Raw genomic sequence first — 13139 nt, forward strand, 5'->3', positions numbered from 1 at the left:
CAAGGATTTTTTTCGCTCAAAGCGTGGGCGAAGTGCAAGGAGGCGGGATGCTATGGCCAGAGTCATTCTGGAGATCGATACGCAACTGTATCGATTATTGAAGTCCTCGGCCGAGACCAATCATTTGAGTCTCGAGGAGGAGTGTTGCCGGCGTTTGGAAGGAGCCGAGCGGCGCTCGCGCTATTTACAGGCGTTGTTGGCAGAACTGCGCGCCGAGGATGAACAGCGGCGCGCCAATTCCCATTGATTACTTTTTCTTTGCTGGCGGCGTGGCTTTCGGGCAATCCGATTCCTCGAAGCTGGCGGAGCCGACCGCGCGATTGGTCTTCACCTCGGTAAAGTCGTAACGCATGATCGCGCCCTTCTTCATCAGCTTGCGGAACCCCTCGTTTCTGCAGACGGAGGCGCCAAGCTGGAAGTACACCGCTTTCGGATCAGCCCGCATCTTGTTGGCGTGACTGCTTTGCACGCTCAAGTGGTTGATCAAAACATTGCCTTCGGCGGTGTAGCCCTGATCGAGAATGTCTTCGTTGATCGCCCGTGGCGTGCCGACGCTGCTTTGTGCGGCGACGTTTCGCAGCTCTCTGTTGAGATTCTGCTCACTCAAGGACGCAGCCTGAGCGCTGAAGGACGACGCCAGCAGGATGGCAGCGGTGGGAACGATAAGGCGCAGCATGAAACTCTCCTGGTTCAGTGACTGGTGGTTCGACCAGCCACAGGGCTGTGCGTTCATTGGCGGCGAATTATAGGGGAGCCCGTCTGGACGGTACAGGCTTGTGCCGGTCGCTCTGGTAAACTGCCAGCCTTTATCGCCCTGAGTGCCGTTCGTGTCGAGTTTTCCTGTCTGCCGGTGTTGCCCACGATGAACCACGCCCCCAACGCCGTAGCCCGCTTGCGCGACCAGCGCGAAGAGGAGGGCATCAAGCCGATTCAGGCCCGAGGCTGGAGGGCGACGCGTTGCCGTGCCTGCCGTGTGATCGAGAGCCATTGCCTGTGTGCCTGGCGTCCGCAGGTCGAGACCCGCTCGGGCGTGTGCCTGATCATGACCAACAAGGAAGTGTTCAAACCGAGTAACACCGGTTGGCTGATCGCCGATGTGGTGCGCGACAACCATGCGTTCATCTGGTCGCGTACGGAAACCGATCCGCAGCTGCTGGCGTTGCTCGCCGACCCGCAATGGCAACCGTATCTGGTGTTTCCGGGCGAGTACGTCGAGCCTGAGCGTGTGACCAACACCGTCGAGGTGGATAGCAGCAAGCGACCGCTGTTCATTCTGCTGGACGCGACCTGGACCGAAGCCCGGAAGATTTTCCGCAAAAGCCCGTATTTTGAAACATTGCCGATCCTGAGCCTGCTGCCCGAGAAGCTGTCGCGCTATCGTTTGCGCCGCTCGACCCGCAGCGAGCATTTGTGCACGGCGGAAGTGGCGGCGCTGTGCCTCGATCTGGCGGGCGATGTCGAAGCTGCATCGGCTCTGGACGCTTATTTTGACGTGTTCAGCCAACATTACCTCGATGCCAAGCATCAGCTGGAAATGAACGTTGCAACACCGGCACATGCCGAGCTGATGCCTTTCGTACCGAAAACGGCCGTCGTCACGGCCTGATTGTCGCCCATACTGCAAAGAACTGTAGCGGCCAGGCACCTTGACCACCCCGGTTTCGCTGGGCATGCTTGGCGCCGATTGGGGCGCGGCTGTAGTTTCAGACGCCGTATTCTTTACGTGATTGCCACGTCATTGGCGTTGAACGTGCCCTGTTGGTGCAGCTCCGTGGCTGCGCCTTGAGCTGTTAGAAGAACAGGATCATTTGAAAAATGGCCACATACGAAATCCTGATTGCCGATGACCACCCTCTTTTTCGTAGCGCCTTGCATCAAGCGTTGACCCTGGGCCTTGGCCCGGACGTCCGTCTGGTGGAAGTGGCGAGCATCGCCGAGCTGGAAACCCGCCTCGACGAAAAATCCGACTGGGACCTGGTATTGCTGGACCTGAACATGCCGGGCGCCTACGGTTTTTCCGGGCTGGTGCTGCTGCGTGGTCAGTACCCGCAAATTCCGGTGGTGATGGTGTCGGCCCAGGAAGAAGCCTCGATCATGGTCAAGTCCCGTGAGTTCGGTGCCAGCGGTTTCATTCCTAAATCGAGTGACCTGAGCGTGATCCAGAAAGCCGTACGTTCGGTACTGGATGGCGATGTGTTCTGGCCGCCTCAGGCGTTCGAAGCAGTCAGCGTTTCCGATGAAGCCAAGGCCGCCAGTGAAGGCCTCGCCAGCCTGACACCGCAGCAGTTCCGGGTGCTGACCATGGTCTGTGAAGGGTTGCTGAACAAACAGATTGCCTACGAACTGAGCGTGTCCGAAGCGACGATCAAAGCCCACGTCACGGCGATTTTCCGTAAGCTGAATGTACGGACCCGAACCCAGGCGGCGTTGCTCCTGCAACAACTTGAGTCAATTTCAAGCCACTGAAGGTTGGCGTCTTCACGCTTTTTTGACTTTGGTTGATCTAGCTTTCCCACTCCTTTTTGGTCAGTTGCCACGCTTATGTCCCCTTTCAAAGGCCAGACCGGCCTGAAACGCATCCTTAACGCTTCCGGTTACTCGCTGGACGGCCTGCGCGCAGCCTTCACCGGCGAAGCGGCCTTTCGGCAACTGGTGTTGCTCAATGTCATCCTGATTCCGATTTCGTTCTTTTTGAACGTCAGCCGCGTCGAGCAGGCGCTGTTGATCGCCGTCTGCTTGTTGGCGTTGATCGTCGAGTTGCTCAATTCAGCGGTGGAAGCGGCCATCGACCGCATTTCCCTGGAACTGCACCCACTGTCCAAGAACGCCAAGGACATGGGCAGCGCCGCGCAGCTGGTGGCGTTGACCATGATCGCGCTGGTGTGGGCGGTGATCCTGCTTTAAGCGATGGTGGGCAGTACGATCTCGTCGCTGCGCTGAACCCCGGCGGTGAAAGCGCGGCACAGGTCGAGGAATTCGCGCATCGCCGGCGTCTGAAATTTCTGTTTGTGCCAGATGAAATAGAACTGCCGCGCCAGATCGAGATCCGGCGTCTCCACCGGCACCAGGCTGCCGCGGCGAAACGCGTCGCGAAGTGCCAGCCGTGAAATGCAGCCAATCCCCAATCCTGATTCCACTGCGCGTTTGATCGCTTCGGTGTGTTCCAGCTCCAGGCGGATATTCAACGCGCTGCGATGATGACGCATGGCCTGGTCAAAGGTCAGGCGCGTGCCCGAGCCTTGCTCACGCAGAATCCACGCCTCGTGACTCAGTTCTTCCATGGTCGCCGTGCCGCGCAGTGCCAGCGGATGTTGTGGCGCGCAGAACACCACCAGCTCATCCTCGACCCAACTCTGCACTTCGATGTCCGGATGGCTGCAGTCGCCTTCGATTAGACCCAGATCAATTTCATAATGCGCAACTTGTTGCACGATGTTGGCAGTGTTTTGCACGTGCAGCTTCACCTGGCTTTCCGGGTGGCGCTGCATGAAGCTGCCGATCAGCAGCGTGGCCAGGTAGTTGCCGATCGTGAGGGTCGCGCCAACCGCCAGCGAGCCGAAACCGGATTTGCCGTTGAGCAGGTCTTCGATTTCCTTGGCCTGGTCGAGCAACGCCACCGCTTGCGGCAACAATTGCTTGCCGAGGGCGTTGAGGCTCAGCCGTTTACCGGCGCGGTCGAACAGCTGGCAGCTGGACTGGCGCTCCAGTTCGGTGATCGAGGTGCTTGCCGCCGATTGCGACAGGTTGAGCAGGCCCGCAGCACGGGATACGCTTTCCTGCTGGGCGACGGCGACGAAGACTTGAAGTTGACGGAGAGTAAATCGCATATCGATATAACCGATAACCCTTATCTTAATAATCCATTTAACAGATATTGTCGCTGCCATTAGAATGCGATGCAATTGCGCAGACCACAGGCGCAGGCAAAATCTCCAGGAGTCCCACGTACATGAGCAACATGAACCACGAGCGTGTCCTCAGTGTTCACCACTGGAACGACACTCTGTTCAGCTTCAAGTGCACCCGCGATCCGGGCCTGCGCTTCGAGAACGGTCAGTTCGTGATGATCGGCCTGCAACAGCCAAACGGCCGGCCGCTCATGCGCGCTTACTCGATTGCCAGCCCGAACTGGGAAGAGCATCTCGAGTTCTTCAGCATCAAGGTGCCTGATGGCCCGCTGACTTCCCAGTTGCAGCACCTGAAGGAAGGCGACGAGATCATCATCAGCAAGAAGCCTACGGGCACGCTGGTACTGGATGACTTGAAGCCTGGCAAACATTTGTACCTGCTCAGCACCGGTACCGGTCTGGCGCCATTCATGAGCGTCATCCAGGACCCGGAAACCTACGAGCGTTTCGAAAAAGTGATCCTGTGCCACGGCGTACGTTACGTCAACGAAGTCGCTTACCGCGAATTCATCACCGAGCACCTGCCGCAGAACGAGTTCTTCGGCGAGGCCCTGCGTGACAAGTTGATCTACTACCCGACCGTGACCCGCGAGCCGTTCGAGAACGAAGGTCGCCTGACCGACCTGATGCGTAGCGGCAAGCTGTTCAGCGACATCGGTCTGCCACCGATCAACCCGCAGGACGACCGCGCCATGCTGTGCGGCAGCCCGAGCATGCTCGACGAAACCAGCGAAGTGCTGAACAGCTTCGGCCTGAAAGTTTCGCCGCGGATGCGCGAGCCGGGTGATTACCTGATCGAGCGTGCGTTCGTCGAGAAGTGACCGAAGGTCACTTGTGTAGGAGCCGGCTTGCTGGCGATGGTCGTTAACGATGACGTGTTTCTCCCAGGATAAACGCGCTGAGTTCCAGTCCATCGCCAGCAAGCCGGCTCCTACATTAATCGCGTAGCGCATAGAAAAGCCCGCATGACCTGAGAAGGTCATGCGGGCTTTTTCGTTTCTGGCGTTTAAACCTGTGCGGGAATGACTTCAAGGACGCAGATCGAATCCGGCGTCGGATAATGCCAGCGCACATCCACATCCCAGAACTGCGCGCCATATTCCCGCTCAGGCGCGGGCGTCTGATACGCCGGCCGCGGATCCTGCGCCAGGCACTGCTCAACCAGCTCCACCAAAGGCTCTTCAAGGCGCTGACCGTGCCCATGCGCCTGTTGCAACGCCGAGTCCGTCCACTGCACGGCAATCAACTGTGGCGCAGCGCTGGCGATGCTATTGGAGGCGGTGTCGATGATGTCGGCATAAGGCACGTAGGGTTTGATGTCCAGAATCGGCGTGCCATCCAGCAAGTCGATGCCGGATATCCACAGGCGATTGGCCTCGACCTTGTCCAGCTTCACCACGGATTGACCAATGCCGTTGGGCCGGTGCGTCGCGCGGGTGGCGAACACGCCCATGGATTTGTTGCCGCCGAGGCGAGGCGGGCGGACTTTCAGGCGTGGCTTTTCTTCCAGAGCCTGATGAAACAGGAACAGCAGCCAGACGTGGCTGACCTGCTCCAGACCCTGTACCGCGTCGCCCTGATCGAACGGCGCCACCAGTTCCAGCACGCCGCGAGCGGCGGGTGCCAGTTGCGGCTGGCGCGGGATGGCGAACTTCTCCTTGAAACAGGAGCGCACGAAGCCGATGGGGGAAACGCTGTAGGTCATTGGTTTAGGGTCGAAGCAGGATTGAGGCGGGCATGATAACCCGATCGACATACATTCAGCGGTGCTTGTGCCGGCCCCATCGCGAGCAGGCTCACTCCCACAGTGGATCTCGGTCTGCCACAGATTCTGTGGACACAGAAAATCCTTGTGGGAGCGAGCCTGCTCGCGATAGCTGCACCACTAATCTAAAGGCTAAACCCACCATCCAAAGGAATAATATTCCCGGTCATGTAAGCCCCCGCCGTACTCGCCAGACTGATCGCCAACGCCGCCATCTCTTCCTCCCGGCCCCAGCGCTTCATCGGAATCAACGCCGTATCCTCCGCCAGCGCCTGCTCATCGTTCCCGATGTGCTGGGTCATCTTGCTCGGAAAGCGCCCCGGCGCGATCACGTTGACGTTGATGTGCTGGCTCACCAGTTCCCGCGCCAGAATCCGCGACAATTGATGCAGGGCAGCCTTGCTCGGTCCGTAGGCATAAGCCTGTTCGCCAAAGGAAGAAATCCCCGCCACCGAGCCTATATTGATGATCCGCGCCGGATTGGCTTCTGACCCGGCCTTGCGCAGCAGCGGCAAGAACTGCTGGATGCAGTTGAACACCGACGTCACGTTGAGCTGCATGACCTTTTCCCAGCCCTTGACCGGGTAGCTTTCCAGCGGCGCGCCCCAAGTTGTGCCGGCGTTGTTCACCAGGATATCCAGATGGGTGATCTGCTCGGCCAGCCCCGTGACCAGTTGCAGCACACCTTCTTCAGTGGCCAGGTTGGCGGCCACCGCGTGGCACGTTCCGAAGGCGCTCAACTCGTCAGCCGTTTGCTGACACGCTTCGGCATCGCGCGCGCAGACGTACACGGTGGCGCCGGCCTCGACATAGGCCTTGGCGATCATTTTGCCGATACCACGGGTGCCGCCGGTCACCAGAGCGGTGCGGCCTTGCAGGGAAAAGTACGGGTGCATGGCGAATCCTGAGAGCTGAGGGTGCATACACCCTAGTCGTCAGCCGCTGGAAGCGGAGCCACTATTTTTGCGCGGAATGGGGATTCATACAGCCAGACCTGCCACCCCGACCTGTAGGAGCCGGCTTGCTGGCGATGGCGTCCTTAAGATCGCTATCGCCAGCAAGCCGGCTCCTACAGGTGAGGGTGGTGGCCCATAGGCCGTCGTCGCTTACTGCGGGCGAACGCGCAGGGTCAGGCCCTTGAGGAAGTTGCGCAGCAACTGGTCGCCGCATGGGCGATAGTTGGTGTGGCCGAACTTGCGGAACAGCGCGCTCAGCTCAGGCTTGGACACCGGGAACTCGGCGGCCTTGAGGATCGCGTGCATGTCGTCTTCTTTCAGCTCGAAGGCAACGCGCAGTTTTTTCAGGATGATGTTGTTGGTCACCGGCACTTCGATTGGCTGCGGCGGACGGCTTTCGTCCTTGCCACGCTTGAAAATCACCAGGCCGTCGAGGAAATGCGCCATGACCTCGTCCGGGCAGCGTACGAAGCCTTCCTCGTCCTCTTCTTTCTTGTCGAGGTAGGTCAACAGGGCTTCCAGGGACACGTCCATGCCGCCGAGCTTGATGATCTCGATGACTTTCTTGTCGCTGATGTCGAGCATGTAGCGCACGCTGCGCAGTACGTCGTTATGAATCATGGTGTGCAATCCTGATAGTCGGCAGTGGGCGCCGCATAAACCGCGGCGCCAGAATGTGTGGCGGCGTGAAAAGTCTTAGAACTTCTCTTTGCCGGACAGGTAGCGCCATTGGCCCAACGGCACTTTGCCGATGGACACGCCGCCGATGCGGATGCGGCGGATGGCGACGACCTTCAGGCCGACGGCCTGGCAGAACAGGGCAATCACGCCCGGTTGTGGGTTCTTCATCGCAAAACGCAGGCGGTTTTCGTTCTGCCAGCTGGCCTTGACCGGCGGCAGTTCCTTGCCCTTGTAGGTGAGGCCATGGTTCAGGCGGTTGAGGCCGTGAGCCACCATCTCGCCTTCAACCTCGACCACATACTCTTGCTCGATTTTTGCGGAGTCGGCGGTGAGTTTGCGCAGGATCTTCCAGTCCTGGGTGAACACCAGCAGACCGCTGGCGTTGGCCTGCAGGTCGGTGCTGGCGGTCAGTCGCAGAAAATGGCCCTTGAGCGGACGTTTGCTGAAGCGATGTTCTTCGCTCAGGGTTTCGGCGCTGATGGTGGCCATGGCCGTATCCGCGTCCATGCCTGCCGGCACGTTGAACAGGATGGTCACCGGCTCCGGCGCGGTGGCCTTGGCCTCTGGGTCGAGTTCGACTTTCTGGGTGTCGACCTTGAACTGCGGCTCGTCGATGACTTCGCCGTCCACGGTGACCCAGCCGCCCTCGATGAACAGCTCAGCCTCCCGACGGGAACAGCCGACGAGTTCGATGAGGCGTTTGGAGAGACGTATCGGGTCAGTCATGACAGGGCCGTAACAATAAAGGGGTGGGCATTGTACCTGCTGGGCGCCGGTTAATCCCGGCTCCATTTCACCGTTGGGCTTTTTGTAGGAGCCGGCTTGCTGGCGATGCAGGCGATGCGGTGTGTCATTTGTACCGAGGTGATGCCATCGTCGGAGCGCCGCCCGCAGCAAGCCGGCTCCTACACCCGGTTAGCCGTTGCTCGACTGTTGCCGGGTTTGGCGCAGCCGCATATGCAACAACGGATAAGGCTGCCCCATGCCGTCATGCTCGGTGCGGCCGATCACCTCGAAGCCCTGTTTGAAGTAGAACCCCAGCGCCTGCGGGTTCTGCTCATTGACGTCCAGCTCATCGGCGTTCAGGTGTTCCATGGCATAACGCAGCAACTGCTTGCCCAGGCCCTGGCCACGGTGGGGCGGGTCGATGAAGAGCATTTCGACTTTGCCCGCCGCCACGCCGGCGAACCCGGTGATGCGCTGGCGCGAGTCTTTGGTGCAGATCAGCATCACCGCGTCGAGGTAGCGCGTCAGCACCAGATTCCTCAGCAGTTCGATGTAACTGTCCGGCAGAAAGTCATGGGTGGCGCGCACCGAGTCTTCCCAGACCCGAGTCAGTTCCTGGTAGTCGCTCTGTTTCGGCGTGTGGATGACCGAATGTTGGCGCATGGCCGAATGCCCCTTTTGCAGTGGATGGCGCGAGTCCTTTCTCCCACAAAACGATAGACGTAAAAAAGCCCCGCATCTCGTCAAGAGAGCAGGGCTTTTCGTATTTTTTGCGTTTAGATCTGTTCAGCCCACAAGTCGTATTCGTCGGCGTCGGTGACCTTGCACCAGACTTTGTCGCCCGGTTTCAGGTTGCTGCCGTTGTCGATGAACACGTTGCCGTCGATTTCCGGGGCATCGAAGAAGCAGCGGCCAACCGCGCCTTGCTCGTCGACTTCATCGACCAGCACTTCGATTTCACGGCCGACGCGCATTTGCAGGCGTGCCGAGCTGATGGCTTGCTGGTGCGCCATGAAGCGGTCCCAACGGTCTTGCTTGACGTCGTCCGGGACAATGTCCAGGTCCAGGTCGTTGGCTGGTGCGCCTTCGACCGGCGAGTACTGGAAGCAGCCGACGCGGTCGAGCTGGGCTTCGGTCAGCCAGTTCAGCAGGTACTGGAAGTCTTCTTCGGTTTCGCCCGGGAAGCCGACGATGAAGGTCGAACGGATGATCAGGTCCGGGCAGATCTCGCGCCAGTTCTTGATGCGCGCCAGGGTCTTGTCTTCGAAGGCCGGGCGTTTCATCGACTTCAGGACTTTCGGGCTGGCGTGCTGGAACGGGATGTCCAGGTACGGCAGGATCTTGCCGGCGGCCATCAGCGGAATCAGCTCGTCGACGTGCGGGTACGGGTAAACGTAGTGCAAGCGAACCCAGACGCCGAGGGTGCTCAGGGCTTCGCAGAGTTCGGTCATGCGGGTTTTCACCGGCGCGCCGTTCCAGAAACCGGTGCGGTACTTCACGTCGACGCCGTAGGCGCTGGTGTCTTGCGAGATCACCAACAGCTCTTTGACGCCGGCCTTGACCAAGCGCTGGGCCTCGTCGAGGACGTCACCGACCGGACGGCTGACCAGCTTGCCGCGCATCGACGGGATGATGCAGAAGCTGCAGCTGTGGTTGCAGCCTTCGGAAATCTTCAGGTACGCGTAGTGGCGCGGGGTCAACTTGATGCCTTGCGGCGGCACCAGGTCGATCAGCGGGTTGTGATCCTGACGCGGCGGCACGACATCGTGCACGGCGTTGACCACTTGCTCGTACTGCTGCGGACCGGTCACGGCCAGCACGCTCGGGTGCACGTTGCGGATGTTGCCTTCTTCGACGCCCATGCAGCCGGTCACGATGACCTTGCCGTTTTCCTTGATGGCTTCGCCGATCACTTCCAAAGATTCAGCCTTGGCCGAGTCGATGAAACCGCAGGTGTTGACCACCACGACATCGGCGTCCTGATAAGTGGACACAACGTCATAACCTTCCATGCGCAGCTGGGTAAGGATGCGCTCGGAGTCGACCAGTGCTTTGGGGCAACCCAGGGATACGAAGCCAACCTTTGGATTGGCCGGCGCAGGAGTGGTGGACATGTCTAACCTCGGTATTTGTGACGCCTCCAGCCGAAGACGGCAAGGCGACAGACGGGCGCTTGTTGCGCCTCTGATCAAAAAGTGCGCAATTCTAGCGATGAGACGTTCACTTGACCAGCTTTATGAAGGGAAATACGACGAGTGCTGCGCTATGCTTCGCGCCGTTAAGCGTTACCGATTTTTTACAGTCAACAAAACGTCTGTAACGTCATGTAAAACAGCGCATGCTGCGTGACAAAGCATAGTGCTTCTTCCAAGAAGTCCGGTCTGGGTAGTAGGAGTGTTGGATGGGTCAGGCAAGTAGTCAGGCGGCGGGTGCCGAGCATTCGGCGGCGAAGCCGATCGGTATGCTGGTCGCGGCGGTCGGGGTGGTTTACGGCGATATCGGCACGAGCCCGCTGTACACCCTCAAAGAAGTGTTTTCCGGTGGTTACGGTGTACCGGTCAACCATGACGGCGTGTTGGGCATCCTGGCGCTGATCTTCTGGTCGCTGATCTGGGTCGTCTCGATCAAGTACATGATGTTTGTCCTGCGCGCCGACAACCAGGGCGAAGGCGGGATCATGGCGTTGACCGCACTGGCGCGGCGGGCAGCGGCGGGGCACAAGAAGTTGCGCACGTTGCTGGTGGTCTGCGGGCTGATCGGCGCGGCGCTGTTCTATGGCGACAGCATGATCACTCCGGCGATCTCCGTGCTTTCGGCGATTGAAGGTCTCGGGCTGGCCTTCGAAGGCATCGACCATTGGGTGGTGCCGCTGTCGTTGATCGTGCTGGTGGCGCTGTTTTTGATCCAGAGCCACGGCACCGCGCGAATCGGCATCCTGTTCGGGCCGATCATGGTCACCTGGTTCCTGGTGCTGGGCGCGCTGGGCGTCTACGGCATCATGCAGCATCCGGAAGTGTTGCAAGCGATGAACCCGGTCTGGGGCGTGCGCTTCTTCATCGTTCACCCGGGCATGGGCGTGGCGATCCTCGGTGCGGTGGTGCTGGCGTTGACCGGCGCCGAAGCGCTGTACGCCGACATGGGCCACTTCGGGCGCAAGCCGATTGCCCGCGCCTGGTTCATCCTCGTGCTGCCGGCGCTGGTGCTGAACTACTTCGGCCAGGGCGCCTTGCTGCTCGGTGACCCGGAAGCGGCGCGCAACCCGTTTTATCTGTTGGCGCCAAGCTGGGCGTTGATTCCCCTGGTCGGCCTGTCGACCCTGGCCACGGTGATTGCTTCGCAAGCGGTGATTTCCGGCGCGTTCTCTCTGACCCGCCAGGCGATCCAGCTCGGCTACATTCCGCGCATGCACATCCAGCACACCTCCAGCGCCGAGCAAGGCCAGATCTACATCGGTGCGGTGAACTGGGCGCTGATGGTCGGCGTGGTGCTGCTGGTGCTGGGTTTCGAATCTTCCGGCGCCCTGGCCTCGGCTTACGGCGTTGCGGTGACCGGGACCATGCTGATGACCAGCATTCTGGTGTCGGCAGTGATACTGCTGCTATGGAAATGGCCACCGGTCCTTGCGGTGCCGGTCCTGTTGGGATTTTTGCTGGTCGATGGCGTGTACTTCGCCGCCAACGTGCCGAAAATCGTACAGGGCGGTGCCTTCCCGGTGATCGCCGGTATTGCGCTGTTCGTGCTGATGACTACCTGGAAGCGCGGCAAACAACTGCTGGTGGAGCGCATGGACGAAGGCGGGCTGCCGCTGCCGATTTTCATCAGCAGTATCGCCGTGCAACCGCCGCATCGCGTTCAGGGCACCGCCGTGTTCCTCACCGCGCGGCCAGACGCCGTACCCCATGCGTTGTTGCACAACTTGCTGCATAACCAGGTGCTGCACGAGCAAGTGGTGCTGCTGACGGTGGTGTACGAAGACATCCCGCGAGTACCGACGACACGGCGCTTCGAGGTGGAATCCCACGGCGAAGGGTTCTTCCGGGTGATCCTGCACTTTGGCTTTATCGACGAGCCGGACGTGCCGCAAGCGCTGAAGTTGTGTCACCTCGATGATCTGGATTTCAGCCCGATGCGCACCACCTACTTCCTCAGCCGCGAGACGGTCATCGCCTCCAAACTTGAGGGGATGGCGCGCTGGCGCGAGGCGTTGTTTGCGTTCATGTTGAAGAATGCCAACGGTAATCTGCGCTTTTTCAATCTGCCGCTGAACCGGGTGATTGAGTTGGGGACGCAGGTCGAGATGTAACCCAGCGACATCAAAAAGCCCCCGTTGCCGTGAAGGCAGCGGGGGCTTTTTATTGCCCGACGCCTGACGGTGGCTGACAACGATCCCCTGTGGGAGCGAGCCTGCTCGCGATGGCGGACTAACATGCACCATTAATGTTGCCTGACAGATCGCTATCGCGAGCAAGCTTGCTCCTACAGGGACCGTGTTGCTGGCTTTTTTGTGAGTGTGGCCCGTCGTTTTTAGTTGCGCTCAGGTCATTGTTTTTTGGATTCGGTTTTTGTCCAAACCGGCCGCTCCAGCACCTTCACTGCATCATCAACTACTGCCTTGCTCATCGCCGTCAAATAATGCGCGGCCCAGGCGTGTCGGTCGGTGTCTCGGGCGTAGGCAGCATCTTTGGTCAGCTCCTTGGCCAGGTACAGGAAATCGGAGGCCATGGCTAACGCATCGCTGAGGGGAACGTCTCGCGTGACATGGAATAGGGGTTGGTTTGAGCAGTAGAGGACGGGGGTGAGGCCGATGGTTTTTAGTTCTGAGGGGGCGGACGAATCTGTTTTGTTCATAGAGGTAACTCCTTGACTTAAGGGGCTGCCACGTTCGTTTCCAATCGAATAGGTGGCAGCTGTGCGCAGGTTGGAAAACCGGGAGCCAAGGAAACCGGCACGCCCAAAGGCGTCCCACGCACAGCCGCCATAACAAAGAGTCACAGCCGTAAAAAACGACTGCAGTCGTGATGGGGTTGTTGTTTCGCTTGACTCTACGGGTTTCCAAGCCCGATCGCTGAATGGTCAGCGACGTCCGGAGACTATCCCGTCAAA

At 59.6% G+C, this 13139-nt stretch carries 15 protein-coding genes; 6 read left to right on the top strand and 9 right to left on the bottom strand.

Going from position 1 to position 13139, the window contains the following annotated elements:
• Nucleotides 1-52: 52 nt before the first annotated feature.
• Nucleotides 53-247 carry a hypothetical protein gene (locus IB254_RS15230; RefSeq protein ID WP_008030018.1) on the top strand — a complete coding sequence of 65 codons (195 nt, stop codon included), beginning with the start codon at nucleotides 53-55 and terminating at the stop codon, nucleotides 245-247.
• Here IB254_RS15230 and IB254_RS15235 read toward each other — a convergent pair whose 3' ends face one another.
• A complete protein-coding gene (locus IB254_RS15235; protein WP_008030019.1) occupies nucleotides 248-676 on the bottom strand; it encodes a PA3611 family quorum-sensing-regulated virulence factor in 429 nt (142 codons plus the stop codon).
• 186 nt (nucleotides 677-862) lie between these two features.
• Between IB254_RS15235 and IB254_RS15240 the strand changes: the two genes are divergently transcribed.
• The 3 genes from IB254_RS15240 (at nucleotide 863) to IB254_RS15250 (ending at nucleotide 2904) form a co-directional block, all read left to right on the top strand.
• The gene (locus IB254_RS15240) at nucleotides 863-1606 is read left to right on the top strand and encodes a tRNA-uridine aminocarboxypropyltransferase (RefSeq protein ID WP_192417933.1); all 744 of its coding nucleotides are present in this window, start codon (nucleotides 863-865) and stop codon (nucleotides 1604-1606) included.
• A gap of 209 nt (nucleotides 1607-1815) precedes the next feature.
• On the top strand, nucleotides 1816-2466 hold the full coding sequence (gene erdR, locus IB254_RS15245; RefSeq protein WP_008039285.1) for a response regulator transcription factor ErdR: 651 nt from the start codon (nucleotides 1816-1818) through the stop codon (nucleotides 2464-2466).
• A 75-nt stretch (nucleotides 2467-2541) separates the two neighbouring features.
• On the top strand, nucleotides 2542-2904 hold the full coding sequence (locus tag IB254_RS15250) for a diacylglycerol kinase (protein WP_008030027.1): 363 nt from the start codon (nucleotides 2542-2544) through the stop codon (nucleotides 2902-2904).
• Here IB254_RS15250 and IB254_RS15255 read toward each other — a convergent pair.
• Entirely contained in the window at nucleotides 2901-3827 is a 927-nt protein-coding gene (locus tag IB254_RS15255; protein ID WP_008030029.1) for a LysR family transcriptional regulator, read from the bottom strand. The two genes, IB254_RS15250 and IB254_RS15255, sit on opposite strands and share 4 nt — an antisense overlap.
• A 122-nt stretch (nucleotides 3828-3949) precedes the next feature.
• Between IB254_RS15255 and fpr the strand changes: the two genes are divergently transcribed.
• Nucleotides 3950-4729 carry a ferredoxin-NADP reductase gene (gene fpr, locus IB254_RS15260; RefSeq protein ID WP_003443014.1) on the top strand — a complete coding sequence of 260 codons (780 nt, stop codon included), beginning with the start codon at nucleotides 3950-3952 and terminating at the stop codon, nucleotides 4727-4729.
• 185 nt (nucleotides 4730-4914) lie between these two features.
• Here fpr and tsaA read toward each other — a convergent pair whose 3' ends face one another.
• The 6 genes from tsaA to rimO form a co-directional block, all read right to left on the bottom strand.
• The gene (gene tsaA / locus IB254_RS15265; protein ID WP_192417934.1) at nucleotides 4915-5613 is read right to left on the bottom strand and encodes a tRNA (N6-threonylcarbamoyladenosine(37)-N6)-methyltransferase TrmO; all 699 of its coding nucleotides are present in this window, start codon (nucleotides 5611-5613) and stop codon (nucleotides 4915-4917) included.
• Between the two features lie 185 nt (nucleotides 5614-5798).
• Entirely contained in the window at nucleotides 5799-6569 is a 771-nt protein-coding gene (locus IB254_RS15270) for an SDR family oxidoreductase (protein ID WP_008039280.1), read from the bottom strand.
• A gap of 210 nt (nucleotides 6570-6779) precedes the next feature.
• Nucleotides 6780-7250 (bottom strand): DUF1456 family protein, encoded by a 471-nt coding sequence (locus IB254_RS15275; RefSeq protein WP_008030033.1) that lies wholly within the window; start codon nucleotides 7248-7250, stop codon nucleotides 6780-6782.
• A 75-nt stretch (nucleotides 7251-7325) separates the two neighbouring features.
• Nucleotides 7326-8036 carry an rRNA pseudouridine synthase gene (locus tag IB254_RS15280; RefSeq protein ID WP_192417935.1) on the bottom strand — a complete coding sequence of 237 codons (711 nt, stop codon included), beginning with the start codon at nucleotides 8034-8036 and terminating at the stop codon, nucleotides 7326-7328.
• 189 nt (nucleotides 8037-8225) lie between these two features.
• Nucleotides 8226-8699 (bottom strand): GNAT family N-acetyltransferase, encoded by a 474-nt coding sequence (locus IB254_RS15285; RefSeq protein WP_192417936.1) that lies wholly within the window; start codon nucleotides 8697-8699, stop codon nucleotides 8226-8228.
• Between the two features lie 113 nt (nucleotides 8700-8812).
• Entirely contained in the window at nucleotides 8813-10150 is a 1338-nt protein-coding gene (rimO, locus tag IB254_RS15290) for a 30S ribosomal protein S12 methylthiotransferase RimO (RefSeq protein WP_008030039.1), read from the bottom strand.
• Between the two features lie 287 nt (nucleotides 10151-10437).
• Here rimO and IB254_RS15295 point away from each other — a divergent pair, with 287 nt between their 5' ends.
• Nucleotides 10438-12339 (top strand): potassium transporter Kup, encoded by a 1902-nt coding sequence (locus IB254_RS15295; RefSeq protein WP_008030040.1) that lies wholly within the window; start codon nucleotides 10438-10440, stop codon nucleotides 12337-12339.
• Between the two features lie 236 nt (nucleotides 12340-12575).
• Here the strand turns inward: IB254_RS15295 and IB254_RS15300 are convergent, their stop codons facing one another.
• A complete protein-coding gene (locus IB254_RS15300; protein ID WP_192417937.1) occupies nucleotides 12576-12884 on the bottom strand; it encodes a DUF3077 domain-containing protein in 309 nt (102 codons plus the stop codon).
• Nucleotides 12885-13139: the final 255 nt, after the last annotated feature.

This window comes from Pseudomonas sp. PDM03, from assembly GCF_014852385.1.
In the GTDB taxonomy this organism is placed as follows: Bacteria; Pseudomonadota; Gammaproteobacteria; order Pseudomonadales; family Pseudomonadaceae; genus Aquipseudomonas; species Aquipseudomonas migulae.